Genomic DNA, 19,777 nt, shown 5'->3' with positions numbered 1-19,777 from the left:
CTGGCGGAGCAGCTGGCGTATCCGGCGGAGGCGCAGGACGCGCTGCGGGTTAAGGGGGTGGTGCGGTAGGAGGTGCCGAGGCGCGTCTCCCGCCCGCCCCCATCTGGGGCTTGCGGACTGCGCGCCAGCGTGGTGGGCGAGAAACCCCTCGCCCCGCTTGCGGGGAGAGGGCTGCGTCTCCCCCTTGTCGGGGAGCGCGGCGAGGCGGCAGCGGCGGTGAGGGGGCTCGAACGGATGAGTCTCTTCCGGAGCCGCCCCCTCACCGCCGCTGCGGCTTCGCCTCCGCTTCCCGCACGGACGACGAGGTCCGTGCGGGCCTCTCCCCGCCCGCGGGGAGAGGGGAACCCGCGCCTTAGCCTGAGATGCGTGAAGACCGTGGCCCACAGAGGGGGAGGGAGGGGCCGTGGCGGGATCTGGATTGCCGTGCGGGTTCCCCGGCCTTCTGAAGTGCGAAAAAACTCAGCGCTCCAGCCGCGCCACGAGGCTCGACGTGTCCCAGCGGTTGCCGCCCATGGCCTGCACCTCGGCGTAGAACTGATCCACCAGCGCGGAGACCGGGAGCTTCGCCCCGTTGCGGCGGGCCTCGTCCAGCAGGATCCCGAGGTCCTTGCGCATCCAGTCGACCGCGAAACCGAAGTCGAATGTACCCGCGCTCATGGTCTTGCCGCGGTTCTCCATCTGCCAGGAGCCGGCGGCCCCCTTGGAGATCACGTCGAGCACCGCCTCGACGTCGAGGCCGGCCCGCTTGGCGAAGTGAACGCCCTCCGACAGGCCCTGGACCAGACCGGCGATGCAGATCTGATTGACCATCTTAGTGAGCTGGCCGGAGCCCACCGGGCCCATCAGCCGGCAGGCCCGGGCGAAGGATCCGATCGCGCCCTCGACCTTGGCGTAGGTCGCGGCCTCGCCGCCGCACATCACGGTGAGCACGCCGTTCTCGGCGCCCGCCTGGCCGCCGGAGACCGGGGCGTCGATGAAGCCGACGCCCTTCGCCTCGGCCGCGGCGGCGAGTTCCCGCGCGACCTCGGCCGAGGCCGTGGTGTGATCCACGAAGATCGCGCCGGGCTTCATGCCGGCGAGCGCCCCGTCATCGCCCAGCACGACGCTGCGCAGGTCATCGTCGTTGCCGACGCAGGCGAACACGATCTCGGCGCCCTCGACGGCCTGCCGGGGCGTCGGCGCGAAGGCGCCGCCATAGGTCTTCACCCAGGCTTCCGCCTTCGGGGTGGTGCGGTTGTAGACCGTGACAGCGTGGCCCCCCTTCTTGGCGAGGTGGCCCGCCATCGGGCCGCCCATCACGCCGAGACCCAGGAATGCGACCTTCGCCATTGTGCTCTCCTCAAACAGGCTTCCGACGGGCTCAGCGGCCCGCCGCGACGGCCGTATTCCGGCCGCCCAGGGTCAGCACCGCGTTCACCAGCACCGCCACGACGATGTTCACGGCGAGCGCCAGGAGCCCGGTATAGAGCGTGAGCTTCGTGTCGCCGAAGGTCAGGCTGTGCAGCGGCTTCAGGCCGTCCGACCACGCGATCAGGCTGCCGGCCACGAAACCCACCGCCCAGCCGGCCAGCAGAGCCGGTGCCCGGAACCACGAGACGTAGAGGCCGAACACCAGGGCCGGCAGGGTCTGCAGGATCCACAGCCCGCCGAGCAGCTGGAGATCGAGCGCGAACTGCGTCGGCAGGACCAGGATCGCCACCAGCGCGCCGAGCTTGACCAGCATGGAGGTGATCTTGGCGACCTGCGCCTCGCCGGCCGAGGTCACGTTCGGGTTGACGTAGGCTTTCCAGACGTTGCGCGAGAACAGGTTGGCGGCACCGATCGACATCACCGCCGCCGGCACCAGGGCGCCGATGGCGATCGCCGCGAAGGCGAAGCCCGCGAACCAGCTCGGGAACAGGGTCTTGAACAGGGCGGGCACGATGTCGTTGTTGCTCGTCACCTTCAGTCCGGCCGCGTGGCCCATATAGCCCAGCATGGCGAGCAGCCCGAGGAGCAGCGTGTAGGCCGGCAGCAGCACCGCGTTCTTGCGGATCGTGTTGCCGCCCGAGGAGGCGAAGATGCCGGTCAGTGTGTGCGGATACATGAAGGCCGCGAGCGCCGAGCCGAGCGCCAGCGAGGCGTAGGGCAGGATCTGCGCCGGGCTGAGCAGGATGCCGCCCGAGCCCTTGGCCTTGAAGGCGGCGTCGGCCGCGTCGAACACCGCAGCGTAGCCGCCGAGCTTCGAGGGCACGATCGCCACCGCCACCAGCACCACGATGTAGATCATGATGTCCTTGACGAACGCGATCAGCGCCGGCGCCCGTAGACCCGACGAGTAGGTGTAGAAGGCCAAAACCAGGAAGGCGACGATCAGCGGCAGCTCGCCGTGCAGCCCCAGGGCCTTGATCGCCACCTCCATGCCGATCAGCTGGAGCGCGATATAGGGCATCGTGGCGATCACGCCGGTGACGGCGACCGCGAGTTCCAGCGCCCGCGAGCCGTAGGTGCCGTACACGACGTCGCCCGCCGTGACGTAGCCCTTGTCCTTGGCGGCCTGCCACAGGACCGGCATCACCGCGAACACGAACGGGTAGACGATGATCGTGTAGGGCAGGGCGAAGAAGCCGTAGGCACCCACCGCATAGACCAGCGCCGGCACCGCGATGACCGTATAGGCGGTGTAGAAGTCGCCGCCGATCAGGAACCACGTGATCCACGTGCCGAACTTGCGACCGCCGAGGCCCCATTCGTCGAGATGGGCGAGGGTCTCGGGCCGGCGCCAGCGCGCGGCCACGAAACCCATCACGGTCACGAGCAGGAAGAAGAAGACGAAGACCGACAGCGCCGGGATGTCGAGATCAGCGGTCATCGCGCACGGCCCGGTAGACGACGTAGAGAATGACGGAGGTCAGCGGCACCCAGGCCAGCTGGTACCAGTAGAAGAACGGGAAGCCGAACAGCATCGGATCGCGCTGGTTGTAGAACGGCACCCAGAGGAGCCCCAGGAAGGGCAGCAGCAGGAGCCACATCAGCGGCGAGCGGCGTCTGGTTTCCATGGTCCGGCTCGGATGAGAAAGTCGGGTCCGCATCGAATGTACGCTGGTACACGGTGCGTTTATCGTGCGGTCTGATGCGCTGCATCACAGTTCGGATCGCTTGCGTCAACGGGATGTGGAGAGGATAAACCGGTCCTGTCGCACGGGATCCACGAATTCCGGCCGGGGGGCTCGGGGGAGCCAACCGAGCTCGATGCGGCCTCCGGGAGGGACATCATGGGTTCGGCGATCGGCAGGCATGGGCCCTGGGCCCTGGTGGGCGCGCTCGGCGCCGCGGCTTTGGCGATCGTGGCGAGCCAGCGGGGCGAGACGGTCAACGCCCTCTGGATCGTTGTCGCGGCGGTCTGCGTCTACCTGATCGCCTACCGGTATTACTCCCAATTCATCGCCGACAAGGTGATGCGTCTCGACCCGAAACGGGTCACGCCCGCCGTGCGCCACAATGACGGGCTCGACTACGTGCCCACCAACCGCGGCGTCCTGTTCGGTCACCATTTCGCGGCGATCGCGGGCGCGGGCCCGCTGGTCGGCCCGGTGCTCGCCGCCCAGATGGGCTACCTGCCGGGCATGCTCTGGATCCTGGCCGGCGTGGTGCTCGCCGGCGCCGTGCAGGACTTCATGGTCCTGTTCGTGTCGATGCGCCGGGACGGCCGGTCGCTCGGCGAGCTGATCCGGGCCGAACTCGGCACCGTGCCGGGCATCATCGCGTTGTTCGGCACCTTCCTGATCATGGTGATCCTGCTCGCCGTGCTGGCGCTGATCGTCGTCAAGGCGCTGGCCGAGAGCCCCTGGGGCACCTTCACGGTGATGTCGACGATCCCGATCGCCATGCTGATGGGCGTCTATTCCCGGTACATCCGCCCGGGCAAGATCGGCGAGGTCTCGGTCCTCGGCTTCGTCCTGCTGATGCTGGCGATCATGGCCGGCGGCTCGGTGGCGGCGAGCCCGGTCTGGGGCCCGGCCTTCACCTTCACGGGCCCGCAGCTCTGCTGGATGCTGATCGGCTACGGCTTCGTCGCCTCGATCCTGCCGGTCTGGCTGCTGCTCGCCCCGCGCGACTACCTGTCGACCTTCCTCAAGATCGGCACCATCGTCGGGCTGGCGCTCGGCATCGCGGTCGTCGCTCCGCACCTGCAGATGCCGGCGGTCACCAAGTTCGTGGACGGCACCGGCCCGGTCTGGGCCGGCAGCCTGTTCCCGTTCCTGTTCATCACCATCGCGTGCGGCGCGGTCTCGGGCTTCCACGCCCTGATCGCGTCGGGCACCACGCCGAAGCTGATCGCCAGCGAGGCCGATGCCCGCTTCATCGGCTACGGCGGCATGCTGATGGAATCCTTCGTGGCGATCATGGCGCTGGTCTCGGCCTGCGTGATCGACCCGGGCGTGTACTTCACCATGAACGCGCCCGCGGCGCTCATCGGCACCACGCCGGAAACCGCAGCCGCCGCCGTGACCAAGCTCGGCTTCGCCACGACGCCTGAGATCATCACCCAGACCGCCGCCGACGTCGGCGAGCGCACCATCATTTCGCGGGCCGGCGGCGCTCCGACGCTGGCGGTCGGCATGGCCCACATCATCTCCTCGGCCATCGGCGGCAAGGTGATGATGGCCTTCTGGTATCACTTCGCGATCCTGTTCGAGGCCCTGTTCATCCTCACCGCGGTGGATGCGGGGACGCGCGCCTGCCGGTTCATGGTGCAGGATCTCGTCGCGCTGGCGGTGCCGTCGTTCAAGAACACCACGTCGTGGGGGCCGAGCATCGCGGCGACCGCCATCTCGGTCGGCGCCTGGGGCTACTTCCTGTACCAGGGGGTGACCGACCCGCTCGGCGGCATCAACACCCTGTGGCCGCTCTTCGGCATCTCGAACCAGATGCTCGCCGCGGTGGCGCTGACGCTGTGCACGGTGGTGATCTTCAAGATGAAGCGCGAGCGCTACGCGTTCGTGACCATCATCCCGACCGCGTGGCTGTGCCTGTGCACCCTCACGGCCGGCTGGCAGAAGATCTTCTCCGCCGATCCGAAGATCGGGTTCCTGGCCCATGCCGAGCGCTACGCCACGGCTGCGGCCGAGGGCAAGATCCTGGCGCCCGCCAAGACCGCCGACCAGATGAGCCAGATCATCCTCAACGACCGGATCGACGCGGTGCTGGCGGCCCTGTTCATCGGCCTCGTCGTGGCCATCGTGGGCTTCGGCATCGCGGCCTGCCTGAAGGCATGGCGGGCCGATCGCTGGACCGCGCTGGAGACCGAGCCGCGCCTGGTCCCTGCGGAGTAGGGCCCATGCAGCCGACGAACCTGCGCGACCGGCTCAGGACACTGTCCAAATGCGTCTGCGACGGCGCCCGGCTGATGGTCGGGCAGGGGGATTACGCGGTCTATGCCGACCATATCCGCCGCACCCATCCCGACCGGCCGCCGATGACCGAGGTGGAGTTCTTTCGCAATCGCGAGAACGCCCGCTTCGGGGTCGGCAACACGTCGGGATTCCGCTGCTGCTGAGCGGGACCCGATCGGCCCCGGCCGGCGTTTGACACGCCGGGGGCCATCGGCCCTCGCGCGATGCGGAGGGCCGATGGCCGACGAGGGCGAGCAGGATCCGACCGAGCCCCGGGCCGTGAACGTCGGCCATGCCTGGGAGAGAGCCTACTGGGCGCGCCGGTTCATGGTGCCCGTGGAGCAGGTCGAGGCGGCCGTGGCGGAGGTCGGCGACGATCCGGCCCGCGTGGCGGCCCATCTCGGACGGGACTGGCCGGGGCATGAACCCGCCACCTGAAAGCGGCATCCCCTGGGCAAGCTCGGCCGCATCTTGACTCGGCGGCCACAATATCCGCCATCTCCGACCGGACGGGAATCGGCATGAGCATTTTTCAAGACGCCATCCTTCGGTTCGGCCGCACGATCATGTCGTATGCGGGCGATGCCGTCTTTCTGCTGGCGGCGGTCTCGTCCGCCGCCAACGTCATCGTGGCGGATGGCGATGTCGCCGAGGAGGAGATCGAATCGGCGATCACCGGGATCCGCGCGAACCCGATCCTCGAGAAATCCTACGACACCCTGCGGGTCGAGCAGGAACTCTACGAGGCGATCGCCCGGGCCAAGACCCGGGCCGGCCGGCTGGAGAACCTGCGCCTCATCGGCGCCATCGCGGAGCGGCCGATCGAGCAGCGCCAGGACGTATTCCTGATCGGCGCCGACGTGGCCGATATCGACGGCATCAGCGCGGTCGAGCACAAGGCACTCGATGAAATCGCCGGGGCCCTGCAAGTCGATAAGTCGGCCCTGCTGCGCTGATCCTCTTAGAAGTAGAATTTTGCGGCTCGTTTCGACCGTCGATCTGTTGTACCGCCGACAGGAAATCTTTGCGCTTCGGCCCTCGGCTGGGTCGTGACGCCCGTTTGTCTTGAGCATTCCTGGCCGATGCGCAAGACTCCGCCGACGCCGCGAATCTGTGGCGTGTCGGGGGCAGGATGGGCGATCGGATCGGGGCAGGGGCCGTCGCGACGACGCGCGAAGGCGAGGTGACCTTCGGCTCGACGGGCTGACCGGGATCGTGGTGAAGGGCTTCCTGCTCTCGCTCCTCACCTCCGGCCTCTACCGATTCTGGTACATCTCGAACCTGCAGCGCTTCCTCTGCAGTCGGACCGTCGTGGATGGGTCGACCGCCCTCTATGTCGTCGGCGGGCAGGAGCTGTTCCTCGGGTTTCTCGTCGCGATCGTGGTCCTCGTGCAGGCCTATGTCGGCCTGTTCGCGGTCTCGCTCCTGTTCCCGAACGTCGCCGAGGTCTCGGCGCTCCTCAGCGTCGTCGTGCTGTTCGTCCTCGGGCAGCTCGCGCTGTGCCGCTGCCGCCGCTACCGAGTCTCCCGCACCTTGTGGCGCGGCACCCGCCTGGGCCAGGACGGATCGGGACTCGCCTACGCGGCACGGGCCTCCGGCTGGTGCATCCTGGTCTTCGCGACCGCGACCCGGAGGCTGATCCGCAATTCCGGCTTCGCCTTCGTGCGCGGCTATCTGACGGGCGACGTGACCGGCTCGGCCGTCGTGGTGGCGCTCGGGCAGACCGTGTCGTCGGCCCGTCACAGCCGGGAGGCCGAGCGTGCAGCCGATGGCTATGCGGTCGCGGCCCTCGCCCGGGCGGGCGGCGACGGGGCGGCCGTGGCCACCATTCTGGAGCGGATCGCGGCCGATAGCGGTGGGGATCCGGCTTACTTGCGCACCCATCCCTTTACCCGGGACCGTGCCGCGGTGATGCGGTTGCTCGCGACAGCCCCGTCCGGCGCGCGGGCACCCCTCCTCGACTCGCCGGACTGGACGGCGCTGAAGGCGATCTGCGGGCCCATGCCGGCAAGATGGCGCCACTCGGCGTTCCCCCGCGCGCCACCGCAACCCTGCGGCGACGCGGCCCGTCCCTTGCCTGTCCGGACGTGATAGCGAAACAGTCCGGGTGTAACGGCTAGCCGGTACACAACGCGGAGTTGCCGGCCCCGCGCCGGCCGGCGGAGACCGCATGGGCCTCGTCCTCTACGCCCTCAAGTTCCGGATCACGACCTACGTGCTCGCGGTGCTGATGATGCTGGGCGGCATCGGCGCCATCGTCGTCACCCCCAAGGACGTGCTGCCGGTCGTCGACATCCCGGTCGTCGTGGTGGTCTGGACCTATACCGGCCTGTCGGCGCCGGAGATGGAACAGCGCATCACCACCTATGCCGAATACGGCATCTCCAACAACGTCAACAACATCCGCCGCATGGAGTCGACCACGCTCCAGGGCACGGCGGTGCAGCGCATCTACTTCGACCCGACCGTCAGCATCGACCTCGCGATCGCCCAGGTGGTGTCCTCGACCAACTCGATCCGCGCCGTGATGCCCACCGGCACGCAGCCGCCGGTGATCGTGCGCTACTCCGCCTCCTCGGTGCCGGTGATCCAGCTCGCCCTGACCTCGGCCAAACAGAGCCTCAACGAGGTCTACGATTACGCCCAGTACCGGATCCGCCAGACGCTGGCGCAGGTGCCGGGCTCGACGCTGCCGTCGCCCTTCGGCGGCGCGCCGCGGCAGATCATGGTCGATCTCGACCTCAACGCCCTGCAGGCGCTCGGCCTGACGCCGCTCGACGTCACCAACGCCATGACGGCCCAGAACCTGACGGTGCCGTCCGGCCTCGCCAAGATCGGCGAGCAACAATACCCAGTCCAGCTCAACGCCACCCCGCCCTCGATCGAGACCCTCAACCTCGCGCCGATCAAGGTGGTGGCCGGCCAGCCCGTGCTGATGCGCGACGTGGCCTATGTCCGCGACGGCGGCCCGCCGCAGGTCAACGTGGTGAGCGCCGACGGCCAGCAGGCCGTGCTGATGCAGATCATCAAGAACGGCACCGCCTCGACGCTGAACGTCGTCAACAACGTCAAGGCGGCGATGCCGACGATCCGCGCGGCGGCGCCCGAGGGGCTGTCGATCAAGCAGCTGTTCGACCAGTCGGTCTTCGTCTCAAACGCCATTGAGGGCGTGCTGCACGAGGCGCTGACCGCGGCGGCCCTGACCGGGCTCGCGATCCTGCTGTTCCTCGGCTCCTGGCGTTCGACGATCATCGTGCTGATCTCGATCCCGCTCTGCGTGATGACCTCGCTCGCCGTGCTGGCGGCGCTCGGCGAGACCATCAACGTCATGACGCTGGGCGGGCTGGCGCTCGCGGTCGGCATCCTCGTGGACGACGCCACGGTGGCGATCGAGAACACCTACCGGCTGTTCGAGGAGGGCGAGGAGTTCCGCGAGAGCGTGGTCCATGGCGCCGCCGGCATCGCCAAGCCGGCGTTGATCTCGACGCTCGCGATCTGCGCGGCCTTCACGGCGGTGTTCGCGCTCACCGACACGCCAAAGTACCTGTTCACGCCGCAGGCGCTGGCGGTCGTGTTCGCGATGCTGACCTCCTACCTGCTGTCGCGCACCTTGGTGCCGCTGCTGATCGACGTGATCGTGGCGCCGGAATACCGGCAGAAGCACGCCAAGGGCCGGGACCAGCAGGAGCCGCCCCGGCGGGGCCGCATCGCCCGCGCCGTCGGTCTCATCGGTGCGCCGGTCATGCGGCTTGCCGGCTGGGTCCATGGCCACTTCGAGCGCGGCTTCACCCGGTTCCACCGGGGCTATGTCGGCCTGCTGCACGCGGTTTTGCGCCACCGGATCGTCACCCTGGGCGTCGTCGGCGTCGTACTCGGGATGACTGGCGTGCTGTTCGTCTTCGTCGGGCAGGATTACTTCCCGCAGATCGAGGCGAGCCAGATGACCCTGCATCTGCGCACCCGCACCGGCATGCGCATCGAGACCACCCGGCAGGTCTTCGCCGAGGTCGAGGATACGGTCCGCGCGATCATCCCGCCGGCCGAGGTCGACCAGATCCTCCAGAACATCGGCCTGCCCTCGAACAACTACAACTTCGCGTTCTCGGACGGCTCGTTCGTCTCCTACAACGACGGGCAGATGCTCATCAGCCTCAAGGAGGGCCACGGCTCAGTGGCCGGCTACACGAAACGCCTGCGGGACGTGCTGATGAAGCGCTTCCCCGACGTGACCGTGTATTTCCAGCCCGCCGACATGATCACCCAGATCCTGAATTTCGGCGTCATCACGCCGATCGACGTGCAGGTCTCCGGCCGGCACAAGGAGAAGGATCTGGAGGTCGCCCAGCGTATCGTGCAGCGGCTGAAGCACACCAAGGGCCTCGTCGACGTCCATCTGCAGCAGATCGTCAACGAGCCGCAATTCTACGTCGACGTCGACCGGCGCCTCGCCTCCGAACTCGGGCTCACCGAGCAGCAGGTGGCGCAGAACATGAACATCTCGCTGTCGGGCAGCTATCAGGTGACGCCGAACTTCTGGCCCGATCCGAAGACCGGCATCCCCTATCAGCTCTGGGTGCAGACGCCCGAGTACCGCAACAGCTCGCTGACCGACCTGCGCAACACGCCGATGTTCGTCCGCGCGGCCGCGACCTCGGGCTCCGGCCCCGGCGTGCTGACGCTGCTCTCCAGCCTCGCGGATCTGCGCCGGATGCCGACGCAGACCATGATCAGCCACGTCAACATCCAGCCGACCTTCGACATCTTCGCCGCTGTGCAGGACCGTGACCTCGGCTCGGTGGCGCGCGACATCGACGCGGTCGTGCAGGACGAGCAGAAGAACCTGGAGGCGCCCGACAAGATCGCGGTCCGCGGCCAGATCGAGAACATGCGCTCGGCCTTCTTCCGCCTGGAGATCGGCCTAGGCATCGCGCTGATCGCCGTCTATCTGCTGATGGCGGTGAACTATCAGAGCTGGGGCGACCCCTTCGTGGTGATCGCGGCGCTGCCCATGGCGTTCTGCGGCATCACCTTCGCGCTGTTCATCACCGGCACCGCGTTCTCGATCCCGTCGATCTTCGGGGCGATCATGTCAGTGGGCATCGCCTCGGCGAACTCGATTCTGCTCGTGACCTTCGCCAAGGAGCACCGGGAGGCGACGAACTGCAGCGCCCAGGAGGCGGCGATCACCGCGGGCGAGACCCGGCTGCGGCCGGTGCTGATGACCGCCTCGGCGATGTTCTTCGGGCTGATCCCGATGGCGCTCGGCACGGGCGAGGGCGGCGAGCAGAACGCGGCGCTCGCGCGGGCCGTGATGGGCGGCATCGCCTTCGCGACGCCGGCGACGCTGCTGCTGGTGCCGTTCCTCTACGTGCTGATGCGGAGCGGGCCCGCGCAGCCGGTGCAGGATTACCTGGAGCCGGAGGGGCAGCCGGCGGCGGCCTGAGGATCAGACGCGCGGATCTCTCCTCCCCCTTGCGGGGAGGAGTTGGAGGTGGGGGTGGTGCAGGAGGCACCGGTGCGCCTCTTTCTGACCCACCCCTGACCCCTCCCCGCAGGGGGGAGGGGAAATGAATCAGCCCTCCTTGAACCCATATTCCGGCGTGTCGTCGTCGTTGCCGTAATACTTGTACGGCAAAAACTTGCCCGACATGGTGAGCTTCACCCGGTCGCCCTTGTTGTTGGCCTCCCGGGCCATCTCCATGTTGAAGTCGATCGCCGACATGATGCCGTCGCCGAACTCCTCCTGGATCAGCTCCTTGAAGGTCGTGCCGTAGACCATCACCAGCTCGTAGAACCGGTAGATCAGCGGGTCGGTGGGCGGCATCGACGCAATCGAGCCGCGGTAGGGCGCCTCGTTCAGCATCCGCTCCTCGGCCGCGGTGAGGCCGAACAGCTCGGCCGCCCGCTTGGCCTGGGCCTTGGGCAGCTTCATCTGGCCCATGCAGGCCGCCGTGATCAGGAACGGCGACAGGCCGCCGATCTCCTCGTGGATGTGCTTCCAGCTCCAGCTCTTCTCGCGCTTGATGTCGAGAAGCTTCTCGGTCAGGTCCTGGCGCTTCATCGTTTCCTCCTTGACTGATGGTTCGGCCGGTTCCGGCTTGAGGGCCGGCCGGCGGTGCGGCCGCGCCCCTTCGGCAAGCCGTATGCCAATCGGGGCGGCGACAGGCGCGGAAGCGTGCTTTCGGTGCACCGGATGGGCGGGAAGCGCACAACCGCGGCCGGAAACCCTTGCATCCGGAGCGTGTTTTCGGACCATGCGTCTTCAGGTCTCGGAGGCGGCTTTGGACGGAGACGATCGGGACGGGCAGGGGACCGGCGGGCCGGAGGTCGCATCCGCGCGGCCGGCGCCATGGGAATTCGTGCTGCCGGAGGAGCCCGCCACCGAGGATCTCGGCCTGTTCCTGTCGGAGCTCCTGCTCCCGGGGGACGTTGTGGCGCTCTCCGGAGGCCTGGGCGGCGGCAAGACCACGCTGGCGCGGGCGATCATCCGGGAACTGGCCGGCGATCCGCGCCTGGAGGTGCCGAGCCCGACCTTCACGCTGATCCAGCCCTACACCGCCCGGGACGGACGGCCGATCATCCACGCCGACCTCTACCGCCTGCGCGACGCCGACGAGCTGGTGGAACTCGGCTTCGACGAGATGGCCGACGAGGCGATCACCCTGGTCGAGTGGCCCGAGCGGATGCCGCCCCGCGACGGGCCGGTGCTCACCATCGACCTGTCCCTGCGGGCGGAATTCGGCCCCGGGGCGCGGCTCGCCCGGATCGACGGCTCCGGCGGCATGCGCGCCCGCCTGGACCGGGCCCGGGCGGTGCGGCGGCTCCTCGACCGCAGCGGCTGGGACATCGCCGAGCGCGTGTTGATGCAGGGCGACGCCTCGTCCCGCGCCTACGAGCGCCTGACCAAGCCAGACGGCACCAGCGCGGTGCTGATGATCGCGCCGCCCCGGCCCGACGGTCCGCCGGTGCGCGATGGCAAGCCCTACAGCGCGATCGTACATCTGGCCGAGAGCGTCCACGCCTTCGTGGCCCTCGACCGGGGCCTGCGGGCGCTCGGCTTCTCGGCGCCGAAGATCTACGGCGAGGATCTCGCCGAGGGCCTGCTGATCCTGGAGGACCTCGGCAGCGAGCCGGTGGTCGAGGCCGGCACGCCGCGGCCCGAGCGCTACGCCGAGGCGGTGCGGTTGCTGGCCAGGCTCCACGCCACCCCGCTGCCCGCGGCCCTGCCGGTGGTGGAGGGGATCGACCACGTCCTGCCGCCCTACGATACCGACGCGCTGCTGTTCGAGACGGAGCTGATGCCCGACTGGTACGCCCCGGCGATCCGGGACGTCACCCTGTCGGCGCAGGCGCGCGCGGACTTCGTGGATCTGTGGCGGGCCGCGCTCCAGGGCGCGATCCCCGACCGGCCGACCTGGACTTTGCGCGACTATCACTCCCCCAACCTGATCTGGCTGCCCGAGCGCGACGGGCTGGAGCGGGTCGGGCTGATCGACTTCCAGGATGCCGTGATGGGCCACCCGGCCTACGACGTCGCCTCGCTGCTGCAGGATGCCCGGGTCGATGCCAGCGCCGAGTTCGAATTGCGGCTGCTCGGCCTCTACGCGCGGGAGCGGCGCGGCCGGGACCCGGCCTTCGATGTCGGCGCCTTCGCGACGGCCTACGCGCTGCTCGCCGCGCAGCGCGCCACCAAGATCCTCGGCATCTTCGCGCGCCTCGACCGGCGCGACGGCAAGCCCGGCTATCTGGCCCACCTGCCGCGGATCGAGGGCTATCTCACCCGCAACCTCGCTCATCCGGCGCTCGCCGGGCTGCGGGCCTGGCACGCGGAGCACCTGCCGGGCCTCGTCGCCCCCGCCCCCGAACCCTGACCATCGGATCCCTCCCGCATGAGCGAGCTCGAGCCCGCCGTCAGCCGCGCCTTCGTCCTGGCCGCAGGCCTGGGCAAGCGCATGCGGCCGGTGACCGCCACGGTGCCCAAACCCCTGGTGGAGGTGGCCGGCAAGGCGCTCCTCGATCACGCCCTCGACCGGGTCGCCGAGGCGGGGATCGGCACGGCCGTGGTGAACGTCCACTATCTGGCCGACCTGATCGAGGGCCACCTCGCCCGCCGGGCCGAGGGACCGAGCGCGGGCCCGGCCACGATCCTCTCGGACGAGCGCGCGGCGCTCCTGGAGACCGGTGGGGGCATCCGCAAGGCGCTGCCGCTCCTCGGGGATGCGCCGTTCGCGGTTCTCAACTCGGATTCGTTCTGGCTGGAGGGGCCGGCCTCCAACCTGCGCCGGCTGATCGAGACCTGGGATGCCCAGCGCATGGACGGGCTGCTTCTGGTCGCCCCCACCACGACCAGCCTCGGCTACGAGGGGGCTGGCGACTTCGTGATGGCCGCGGATGGGCGCCTGGAGCGCCGCGGCGAGCGGGTGGTGGCGCCCTTCATCTACGCGGGCGTGGCGATCCTGAGCCCGGGGCTGTTCGCCGACACGCCCGAGGGTGCTTTCTCTCTGAACCTCCTGTTCGACCGGGCGATCGCGGCGGGGCGGCTGTTCGGCATGCGCCTGGACGGCCAGTGGTTGCATGTCGGCACGCCCGACGCGATTCGGGCCGCGGAGGAGCGGGTGAAGGCGAGCGCCCGGATCCTGTAATCCGGCCGCTGCCGGGCCGGTGTTCGCGCGAAGCGTGAAGGTCTTGCGACGCGGTGTCTTGCCAAGCCCGATCCGAGCCTCTAGAAGCCCCTTCACACCGGCGGGCCAAGACCCCGCCGCCGTGTCAGGCGCCCGTAGCTCAGCTGGATAGAGCACCAGACTACGAATCTGGGGGTCAGAGGTTCGAATCCTTTCGGGCGCGCCATCACTTAGCTAAGTTTCATGACATCGCTGAACGGGTCGGGGTAACGCTGCGGGTAACCGCGCAACCCATTGTCAGCTGCTGCCCGCACCGGATGCGCGAGCGGCGGTCGTTTGAGCAGCGTTCCGGCGCATTCGCCACAGCTACAGACATCGGCCACCAGTTTACCGGGATGGTGTCGGCGCGCCTGAGGGGGCGGTGTTGGCGATCCACGCCCGCCCTGCTCCACCCCCCGGTGCAAAGGGGCGGGCGTGGATGCTTTCGCCCCCCGGATCAGCGGAAGGCATCACCACGACGGTGATGCCCTAGCCGGCGAGCGGATGCCCTGAGGCCCGGCCGGGCTGCAGAAAAGGTGGGGCAAGTTTCGCCACCTTTCGACCACCGCGCGAGCGACCGGGCCGAGGCGTCACCGCAACGGCATCAGCCGCTCTCGGAAGCCGGCGCGCTGGCCGAAACTGTCGGCCATCACGACACGGGCTCGGGCTCGGACCAACGCCTCATCGGCGAACCGATCCAGCAGCTCGGCCCGGCCGTACTCAGCCAAGGCGAGGCGCAAGTTGGCGCGGGCCAGCCAGGAGTAGATCATGCGCATAGCTTGATCACCTCCCGGAGCACGATCAGGACCATGCGGTCACCATCGCCAGGCTCGTCGTTCTCAGCCCTGTTCAGCAGAGGAAAGAGTTGAGCTTCAAAGTCGACGAGGCAGAGCTGTGCCTTGGCTGCGACCTCATCGAGACTGGCCGAAGGTTCGACAAGCGCGCGTTGAAGGACGGCATCGTACAGATCCATCTCCGCATCGAGCTTGTCGTCGTCCCATTCCTCGGCGCAGCAGCGGCCGTGCATGCCAACCCAAAGATCAGCGGCCCACCGACAGGCACGCGCTAAATCGGTGGGGCCAGCGACCGCCGCACCGCCAGCGAGGGGAAGCGTGGCGAGGCCTAGGAGCAGACCTCGACGGGATGCGGTGGCGCTCATGGCTTACCTCCCGCGGCTTCGAACGCGGTTCGCCACTCGATATCGAGATCATCGCCGAGCCGCTTTAACGCCCAACCCAAAACGAGGACGACACCAGGGTCTACGTGAGCGTCCGTCGTTCCGATCGCGATCAGCGTGTTGCCCCACCTCTCGACGTCGGCGATGTTGCCCTCCAGCTGCGAGAGCGCTGTGAAGGCCGGGTTGCAGCTCATGCCGCCCTCCCGACGTTGAAGCGGTGGGCGCCGCACCCAACCCACTCGGAGGCCGAGGCTTCCGGCTCCTCGAACTCGCGGTCAGCGTCGTCGTCGAGGGCATCTAATAACGCGAGGTCGGCCTCGATCCTGTCCTCGATCCGGCGGCGCAGATCGCGGACGCGCTGGCGATTGGCACTGTCCTCCTCAAGGAAATAGCGGATCAGCCCCTCGCGGATGGCCTCGATCGCGGCATCGGCGGGCGGGAGCGGCTCGGCCGCCCGCATCGCGCGGATGGCCTGGGTGACGGGGCCCGACTGCCGGTCGAGCCCCTGGCCTAATAAGGGCGGGGCGCTGCGGACCGGGCGTAATAAGGGCGTGCGTGTGCTATGGGCGTGGGTAGCCATTGACGTAAATCCCAGACGTTGATGGTCAGGGCCGTGAGCGAGGGTTCCAGCCTTGCTCCGGCCCGAGCTTTGTGCCATCATAAAATGACCATGTCAATTAGTGACGGCATAAAAAGGAGAGGTCGCCCAGCGACTGGTAAAGGCGAGCCGGTGACGGTGCGCCTCCAGCCTGAGCATGCCGCCCCTCTAGACGCCTGGATCGAGGCTCAGCCAGATCCGAAGCCCTCTCGCCCGGAAGCAATCCGCCATGCGCTCACGGACTGGCTCACCGGCCAGGGCTATGTGCGGTACCGCGAAGATACCGAGGGGACGAACTAATGTCGTTGTCAGAGCATCAAGCCGAGGGTGCGGCACTCGCCTCAATCGAGCTACATCGAACCTTCATCAGCGCCCTTGTGCTGAGTGGGGTTATGTCGAAAGAGCAAGCGCTCGCGCTGATCGACGCGGTGCTGCAGCGTGTCGAGCGAATGCAGATGGGCGCGGCGCAGCAAGGCCCGGCCATCTTAGTAGAGCAAGCCAAGGCGGCGCGCTTTTACATCGAGACCGTCGCTGGCGAACTGGCGAAGCTTGACGTCCCGAAGAAATAGCTACCGGCGTCATCTTCATCAACGAGAATGGCGAGGTGCCGGGGGTGCGGCTGAGGTAGACCGCGTCCGATGCAATCTGAAGCGCCGCGCCCACTGACGTAGCGGATTTGCCCTAGGTTGCTCGTGAGCACGTTGAGAAAATGCCCGATAACTCGCCGCCAAAAAACTTAGCAGCTGAGATTGCTCGGAAGCGGCAGGCTTCAAGCGAAATGAAGCTTCTAGGTCTCAGCCCGAACTCAAAGATGCTTGGGCTGTTCGGGATGAACAAGCGGGTGATCGCAGTCTCTGATGAGGCGCTGTACGAAGTAAAAATGGCGGACTGGATAGACCCTGAGCGAACAAATCCCAGCCTTAATAACATGCAAAGGAAAATATCGAAGAGGGGCGCTTCCTCGCCATCGGTTTCGAGAACGATATTAACCGCCGAGGTTTTATCACAGCCAGGATTCATCAGAGAGCTTGATAGAGAGGCGCTGCTTGGGCTGGCTATGAATGGCGCTCTCTGCTTATCGTCCATGGATGACGATTCCGATGCCATATCTGCCTTCGAGAAGTCTGTCGTAGATAATATTGATGGAATAGATCCCCTCGGCGTTTCGGTCGTCGTGCCGTACCACGATGTGCTTGAAGCAAGGGTGAAGTCGTTTTTTCAAAGCTCGATTCACTGCCTCCAATCTCTGTTGGACATTTCGGCCTTGTTCTACGGTGATGGGTGCAAGAAAGGGTACTTTGAGGGCTTAAGAGATTATCTTAAGCATACAAAGAAAGATGAATCATTTTCTGATTACCTGACAAGAAATCTTGATTTTATAAAGTTTCTTCGCGAGGTCAGAAACGCTATCGAGCATCCTAAATTAAACAAAAGAATGGTGATTCAAAATTATCGCTTGCTACCGAGTGGCGACATAGGCGGGCCCACTTTCGAACTCATTCATCCCGGTGTTGCTCATCCCGAAGTTGGATTGCCATCATTTTTAGTCCAACTTCTCGATAGTTTGGCAACGCTGTATGAGGAAGTTTTGGTCCAGCTATTCGATAATAATTCTGGAAGTTTTGGCGAGGTCAAATTCGGAGTAGTTCGGATTCCGCCCGACAGGATGAGGTACGGCAGTGTTCGTTATGAGCTAAGTATAACAAATCTACCATCAATTGCCGAGGACTGATGCAGTCAGATGGGTAGATGATGCCTCGCACATCCCTCGCCGCCCTCGCTCTCGTCGCCGCTGCCGGTGGGGCAGGGGCAACCGAGCCGACGGCGAAGCAGCCTCAGTGATCAGGTCTGCCCATCGTCTGTCGCTTCAGTGGAGATCGGCGCGCTCAGCCTTCGATCCCAGGTAGAGCCCCGCGGCTATTAATCCGCCGACCCGCTTAGCGGCTTTTGAAGTACGGAACATGGCCTCCGAGCGATGGGTCGCAAGCCAGGCATCTGAAGAGTAGATCGCCCAACGCCACGGCTTTAAGCCGCTTCCACAAAGCTCGGCCTCTACGCGCCAGCACTGCACGCTGTTTAAGCCATCGAAGCGGAAAGAGGGCATGCGGATCTCCTGCCGGAATAAGGCGGGAGCACACGACTCTCTCAGCCACCGATGCCCGAGGGTCACGATCAGTGATGTGCTGCTCTATCAGAGAGCACCAGGGTTAGCGAGCACCGCCCCCTAGTCCCCCTTCGCCATCTGCTACCCGTGTTTCTCGCCGCTCAGCCCCGCCCCGATCTGCTCACGGGGCGGGGGAGCGTCCGATCAGGCTTGCCGGCGGTGGTAGCTCTATTATCCTCCCGCCATGCGCAATGTCCTCACCGCCATCGGTCTCGTCGTCGCGGTCGGTGGCGCGCAGGCTCAGCAGCAGCTTCCGTCCGTACCCGAGCTGCTGACCGCCGAGCTGAAGGCATCGCAGGCTTGTGAGGCCGCTGGGGAACCGGCTGTCACCCATGAGCAGTGCAGGCTGCGCGATCGGCTCAGCGGCCGTCTGGCGCAGGCCGGTTACTGCTATGGCCGCAAGGGGCAAACCGACGAGAAGAAGGAGTGGCACGCCTGCCAGCCGGACTCGATCTACGAGGATGACATCGAGGCAGTGAAGCGCTGATGCACAAGATCGCGCCCGGCAGCATCTCTCGCCTGCAGGCGCTCTCGGCGCTGGGGCCACGCTTCTACCGAGCCTCTGTCTACGTGCGACGGCTGGAGACCCTCGGACTCGTCGCGGCCACTGGCCGATCGGATCCATCATTTGTTGGCGTCGAGTACGAAATCGCCGACGCGGGCTGTGCCGAACTCGAAGAGCAATACGTGTCGTTTCCAACAAGGCGTATCAAGAGCTAAGCTCTTTCGCCATCCCGGCGGCTGTCCTGCCGGGATGCGCTGTTTCTTAGGTGGTCAGGCAGCAGCCCTGGGATCATCTAGGCTATCCCTCCAGGGCCTGCCGTCATAGCCCTCCATCCACGCTCTGCGCTCCAGCGACTTGGCCGGGTACGGGCATGCATCTTTCGGCCGCCTGATCCCGCGAGCGTGTGCCCCTTCCGTGATGATCTTCATGATCGGCAGCTGGCACGTATCCATGACACCCTCCTTCGGACATCCATGTCTTGAAGGCAGAACCTGCCCGGAGGCTATGGAGATCCTCTCACGGGTGTCCGTAGTTCAACGGTATCGAGGGCAGTGACGCTTTGCCGCCGAATTGGTGCCGCCTCAGCCTGGCTAGAAAATCTCGAAAGATTTGATGGTCGTAATTTGATCTCCTAGACGCCATCTATAAAATCTAGGTGATTATGGGGTTTATGCAATGTCCCGCTTGCCCTTTAATATCCGCGGACAACTAGAGACGCCGAGTTCAAGAGAAGAAATAGTTAAAGCAAATGCTCAGACTATTCGCGATGAGACGACAGCGAGCCAAGTCGATTTTGACGAGCGAACCGTGCGTCTCAAATCACTGCGGTTGGCGCGAGATGCAAACCTAAAAGAGAGCAGCTCGGTTCATAGGGCGGGACCACGTGCAGCGCCGCGAACGCGAAAAGGATAAGTATTATGCTAAGCCCGCTCGATGCATTGCAAAAATTTCGCGACGAGATGGTGATGGACCGCCGAAAACTCGTTGACCAGCAGGAGAGCATTCAGAATGTGCAAGCTGAGATCGAGGCCATAGATTGCGCTATTGCTGACGAGATGGCTATCATCAGGCACTCTGCCTCTAAAGATGCTTAGCTGTTGTCATAAGGCGGTGGAGGTGAAGGCATTTTGCCTTCGCCATCTGCCGTCCGTGGTTCTGTGTGTAGGGCGGTGACAAAACCATCCACTGGAGCGTCGGCGGGGTGCTGATGCGGCCGGGGTAAAAGCCGGCCAGTGGAGAGGCTTCTCTTTCGGGAGGGGCCCAGGATGTTTGCCGTGGAAGTCTACGCGGCCGTTCGG

The 19,777-nt window shown here is 66.3% G+C and carries 23 protein-coding genes and 1 tRNA gene; 14 read left to right on the top strand and 10 right to left on the bottom strand.

Annotated features, from left to right (window positions below):
- Window positions 1–459 precede the first annotated feature (459 nt).
- The 3 genes from MKK63_RS09545 to MKK63_RS09535 are packed head-to-tail and all read right to left on the bottom strand — an operon-like array spanning window position 460 to window position 3,038.
- Window positions 460–1,347, bottom strand: coding sequence for an NAD(P)-dependent oxidoreductase (locus MKK63_RS09545; RefSeq protein WP_267425098.1), 888 nt, complete (start codon window positions 1,345–1,347; stop codon window positions 460–462).
- A gap of 13 nt (window positions 1,348–1,360) precedes the next feature.
- Entirely contained in the window at window positions 1,361–2,851 is a 1,491-nt protein-coding gene (gene mctP, locus MKK63_RS09540; protein ID WP_244001010.1) for a monocarboxylate uptake permease MctP, read from the bottom strand.
- Window positions 2,841–3,038 (bottom strand): DUF3311 domain-containing protein, encoded by a 198-nt coding sequence (locus MKK63_RS09535; protein ID WP_244001008.1) that lies wholly within the window; start codon window positions 3,036–3,038, stop codon window positions 2,841–2,843. The genes mctP and MKK63_RS09535 overlap by 11 nt, the downstream gene beginning before the upstream one ends.
- A gap of 216 nt (window positions 3,039–3,254) precedes the next feature.
- Here MKK63_RS09535 and MKK63_RS09530 point away from each other — a divergent pair, with 216 nt between their 5' ends.
- The 6 genes from MKK63_RS09530 to MKK63_RS09505 all read left to right on the top strand — a co-directional run bounded on the left by MKK63_RS09530 (window position 3,255) and on the right by MKK63_RS09505 (window position 10,818).
- Complete coding sequence (locus MKK63_RS09530) at window positions 3,255–5,315, top strand: carbon starvation CstA family protein (RefSeq protein ID WP_244001006.1); 2,061 nt, start codon at window positions 3,255–3,257, stop codon at window positions 5,313–5,315.
- 5 nt (window positions 5,316–5,320) lie between these two features.
- Window positions 5,321–5,539 carry a YbdD/YjiX family protein gene (locus MKK63_RS09525; RefSeq protein WP_244001004.1) on the top strand — a complete coding sequence of 73 codons (219 nt, stop codon included), beginning with the start codon at window positions 5,321–5,323 and terminating at the stop codon, window positions 5,537–5,539.
- Window positions 5,540–5,612: 73 nt separating this feature from the next.
- Window positions 5,613–5,813, top strand: coding sequence for a DUF3606 domain-containing protein (locus tag MKK63_RS09520; RefSeq protein WP_244001003.1), 201 nt, complete (start codon window positions 5,613–5,615; stop codon window positions 5,811–5,813).
- A gap of 83 nt (window positions 5,814–5,896) precedes the next feature.
- A complete protein-coding gene (locus MKK63_RS09515) occupies window positions 5,897–6,331 on the top strand; it encodes a tellurite resistance TerB family protein (RefSeq protein WP_243922055.1) in 435 nt (144 codons plus the stop codon).
- Window positions 6,332–6,593: 262 nt separating this feature from the next.
- Window positions 6,594–7,466 (top strand): DUF898 family protein, encoded by an 873-nt coding sequence (locus MKK63_RS09510; protein ID WP_244001001.1) that lies wholly within the window; start codon window positions 6,594–6,596, stop codon window positions 7,464–7,466.
- Between the two features lie 79 nt (window positions 7,467–7,545).
- On the top strand, window positions 7,546–10,818 hold the full coding sequence (locus MKK63_RS09505; protein WP_244000999.1) for an efflux RND transporter permease subunit: 3,273 nt from the start codon (window positions 7,546–7,548) through the stop codon (window positions 10,816–10,818).
- Between the two features lie 129 nt (window positions 10,819–10,947).
- Here the strand turns inward: MKK63_RS09505 and cynS are convergent, their stop codons facing one another.
- Window positions 10,948–11,436 (bottom strand): cyanase, encoded by a 489-nt coding sequence (gene cynS, locus MKK63_RS09500; protein ID WP_244000996.1) that lies wholly within the window; start codon window positions 11,434–11,436, stop codon window positions 10,948–10,950.
- Between the two features lie 193 nt (window positions 11,437–11,629).
- Here cynS and tsaE point away from each other — a divergent pair, with 193 nt between their 5' ends.
- The 3 genes from tsaE (at window position 11,630) to MKK63_RS09485 (ending at window position 14,222) form a co-directional block, all read left to right on the top strand.
- Entirely contained in the window at window positions 11,630–13,246 is a 1,617-nt protein-coding gene (tsaE, locus tag MKK63_RS09495) for a tRNA (adenosine(37)-N6)-threonylcarbamoyltransferase complex ATPase subunit type 1 TsaE (RefSeq protein ID WP_244000994.1), read from the top strand.
- Window positions 13,247–13,264: 18 nt separating this feature from the next.
- Window positions 13,265–14,017 carry a nucleotidyltransferase family protein gene (locus MKK63_RS09490; RefSeq protein WP_244000992.1) on the top strand — a complete coding sequence of 251 codons (753 nt, stop codon included), beginning with the start codon at window positions 13,265–13,267 and terminating at the stop codon, window positions 14,015–14,017.
- 128 nt (window positions 14,018–14,145) lie between these two features.
- A tRNA-Arg gene (locus MKK63_RS09485) sits at window positions 14,146–14,222 on the top strand.
- 403 nt (window positions 14,223–14,625) lie between these two features.
- Here the strand turns inward: MKK63_RS09485 and MKK63_RS09480 are convergent.
- The 4 genes from MKK63_RS09480 to MKK63_RS09465 are packed head-to-tail and all read right to left on the bottom strand — an operon-like array spanning window position 14,626 to window position 15,792.
- The gene (locus MKK63_RS09480) at window positions 14,626–14,811 is read right to left on the bottom strand and encodes a hypothetical protein (RefSeq protein WP_244000990.1); all 186 of its coding nucleotides are present in this window, start codon (window positions 14,809–14,811) and stop codon (window positions 14,626–14,628) included.
- Window positions 14,802–15,194, bottom strand: a complete 393-nt coding sequence (locus MKK63_RS09475) for a hypothetical protein (RefSeq protein WP_244000988.1) — start codon at window positions 15,192–15,194, stop codon at window positions 14,802–14,804. The genes MKK63_RS09480 and MKK63_RS09475 overlap by 10 nt, the downstream gene beginning before the upstream one ends.
- Window positions 15,191–15,406, bottom strand: a complete 216-nt coding sequence (locus MKK63_RS09470; RefSeq protein WP_244000986.1) for a hypothetical protein — start codon at window positions 15,404–15,406, stop codon at window positions 15,191–15,193. The genes MKK63_RS09475 and MKK63_RS09470 overlap by 4 nt, the downstream gene beginning before the upstream one ends.
- Window positions 15,403–15,792, bottom strand: coding sequence for a hypothetical protein (locus tag MKK63_RS09465; RefSeq protein ID WP_244000985.1), 390 nt, complete (start codon window positions 15,790–15,792; stop codon window positions 15,403–15,405). The genes MKK63_RS09470 and MKK63_RS09465 overlap by 4 nt, the downstream gene beginning before the upstream one ends.
- Before the next feature lie 317 nt (window positions 15,793–16,109).
- On the opposite strand from MKK63_RS09465, the gene MKK63_RS09460 reads away from it, so the two are divergent.
- Window positions 16,110–16,379, top strand: a complete 270-nt coding sequence (locus MKK63_RS09460) for a hypothetical protein (protein WP_244000981.1) — start codon at window positions 16,110–16,112, stop codon at window positions 16,377–16,379.
- A gap of 140 nt (window positions 16,380–16,519) precedes the next feature.
- Window positions 16,520–17,542, top strand: a complete 1,023-nt coding sequence (locus MKK63_RS09455) for a hypothetical protein (protein WP_244000979.1) — start codon at window positions 16,520–16,522, stop codon at window positions 17,540–17,542.
- A 135-nt stretch (window positions 17,543–17,677) separates the two neighbouring features.
- On the opposite strand, the gene MKK63_RS09450 is transcribed toward MKK63_RS09455, so the two are convergent.
- Window positions 17,678–17,914 (bottom strand): hypothetical protein, encoded by a 237-nt coding sequence (locus MKK63_RS09450; protein ID WP_244000977.1) that lies wholly within the window; start codon window positions 17,912–17,914, stop codon window positions 17,678–17,680.
- 244 nt (window positions 17,915–18,158) lie between these two features.
- Between MKK63_RS09450 and MKK63_RS09445 the strand changes: the two genes are divergently transcribed.
- Both MKK63_RS09445 and MKK63_RS09440 read left to right on the top strand, forming a co-directional pair.
- Window positions 18,159–18,461, top strand: coding sequence for a hypothetical protein (locus tag MKK63_RS09445; RefSeq protein ID WP_244000975.1), 303 nt, complete (start codon window positions 18,159–18,161; stop codon window positions 18,459–18,461).
- Window positions 18,461–18,694 carry a hypothetical protein gene (locus MKK63_RS09440; RefSeq protein ID WP_244000973.1) on the top strand — a complete coding sequence of 78 codons (234 nt, stop codon included), beginning with the start codon at window positions 18,461–18,463 and terminating at the stop codon, window positions 18,692–18,694. The genes MKK63_RS09445 and MKK63_RS09440 overlap by 1 nt, the downstream gene beginning before the upstream one ends.
- 54 nt (window positions 18,695–18,748) lie before the next feature.
- Here MKK63_RS09440 and MKK63_RS09435 read toward each other — a convergent pair whose 3' ends face one another.
- The gene (locus MKK63_RS09435; protein WP_244000971.1) at window positions 18,749–18,931 is read right to left on the bottom strand and encodes an Rmf/CrpP family protein; all 183 of its coding nucleotides are present in this window, start codon (window positions 18,929–18,931) and stop codon (window positions 18,749–18,751) included.
- 465 nt (window positions 18,932–19,396) lie between these two features.
- Between MKK63_RS09435 and MKK63_RS09430 the strand changes: the two genes are divergently transcribed.
- Window positions 19,397–19,573: a hypothetical protein gene (locus MKK63_RS09430; protein WP_244000969.1), complete on the top strand. Its 177-nt coding sequence runs from the start codon at window positions 19,397–19,399 to the stop codon at window positions 19,571–19,573.
- The last annotated feature ends 204 nt before the right edge of the window (window positions 19,574–19,777 follow it).

The sequence above is a fragment of the Methylobacterium sp. J-088 genome, assembly GCF_022829295.1.
Lineage (GTDB): Bacteria > Pseudomonadota > Alphaproteobacteria > Rhizobiales > Beijerinckiaceae > Methylobacterium.
This window is presented reverse-complemented; position numbering and strand designations above follow the sequence as displayed.

Bases quoted from the DNA above. Each gene is read 5' to 3' on its own strand.
- mctP (WP_244001010.1), bottom strand. From the start codon at position 2,851: ATGACCGCTGATCTCGACATCCCGGCGCTGTCGGTCTTCGTCTTCTTC.
- MKK63_RS09535 (WP_244001008.1), bottom strand. From the start codon at position 3,038: ATGGAAACCAGACGCCGCTCGCCGCTGATGTGGCTCCTGCTGCTGCCC.
- MKK63_RS09530 (WP_244001006.1), top strand. From the start codon at position 3,255: ATGGGTTCGGCGATCGGCAGGCATGGGCCCTGGGCCCTGGTGGGCGCG.
- MKK63_RS09525 (WP_244001004.1), top strand. From the start codon at position 5,321: ATGCAGCCGACGAACCTGCGCGACCGGCTCAGGACACTGTCCAAATGC.
- MKK63_RS09520 (WP_244001003.1), top strand. From the start codon at position 5,613: ATGGCCGACGAGGGCGAGCAGGATCCGACCGAGCCCCGGGCCGTGAAC.
- MKK63_RS09515 (WP_243922055.1), top strand. From the start codon at position 5,897: ATGAGCATTTTTCAAGACGCCATCCTTCGGTTCGGCCGCACGATCATG.
- MKK63_RS09505 (WP_244000999.1), top strand. From the start codon at position 7,546: ATGGGCCTCGTCCTCTACGCCCTCAAGTTCCGGATCACGACCTACGTG.
- cynS (WP_244000996.1), bottom strand. From the start codon at position 11,436: ATGAAGCGCCAGGACCTGACCGAGAAGCTTCTCGACATCAAGCGCGAG.
- tsaE (WP_244000994.1), top strand. From the start codon at position 11,630: ATGCGTCTTCAGGTCTCGGAGGCGGCTTTGGACGGAGACGATCGGGAC.
- MKK63_RS09490 (WP_244000992.1), top strand. From the start codon at position 13,265: ATGAGCGAGCTCGAGCCCGCCGTCAGCCGCGCCTTCGTCCTGGCCGCA.
- MKK63_RS09480 (WP_244000990.1), bottom strand. From the start codon at position 14,811: ATGCGCATGATCTACTCCTGGCTGGCCCGCGCCAACTTGCGCCTCGCC.
- MKK63_RS09475 (WP_244000988.1), bottom strand. From the start codon at position 15,194: ATGAGCGCCACCGCATCCCGTCGAGGTCTGCTCCTAGGCCTCGCCACG.
- MKK63_RS09470 (WP_244000986.1), bottom strand. From the start codon at position 15,406: ATGAGCTGCAACCCGGCCTTCACAGCGCTCTCGCAGCTGGAGGGCAAC.
- MKK63_RS09465 (WP_244000985.1), bottom strand. From the start codon at position 15,792: ATGGCTACCCACGCCCATAGCACACGCACGCCCTTATTACGCCCGGTC.
- MKK63_RS09460 (WP_244000981.1), top strand. From the start codon at position 16,110: ATGTCGTTGTCAGAGCATCAAGCCGAGGGTGCGGCACTCGCCTCAATC.
- MKK63_RS09455 (WP_244000979.1), top strand. From the start codon at position 16,520: ATGCCCGATAACTCGCCGCCAAAAAACTTAGCAGCTGAGATTGCTCGG.
- MKK63_RS09450 (WP_244000977.1), bottom strand. From the start codon at position 17,914: ATGCCCTCTTTCCGCTTCGATGGCTTAAACAGCGTGCAGTGCTGGCGC.
- MKK63_RS09445 (WP_244000975.1), top strand. From the start codon at position 18,159: ATGCGCAATGTCCTCACCGCCATCGGTCTCGTCGTCGCGGTCGGTGGC.
- MKK63_RS09440 (WP_244000973.1), top strand. From the start codon at position 18,461: ATGCACAAGATCGCGCCCGGCAGCATCTCTCGCCTGCAGGCGCTCTCG.
- MKK63_RS09435 (WP_244000971.1), bottom strand. From the start codon at position 18,931: ATGGATACGTGCCAGCTGCCGATCATGAAGATCATCACGGAAGGGGCA.
- MKK63_RS09430 (WP_244000969.1), top strand. From the start codon at position 19,397: ATGCTAAGCCCGCTCGATGCATTGCAAAAATTTCGCGACGAGATGGTG.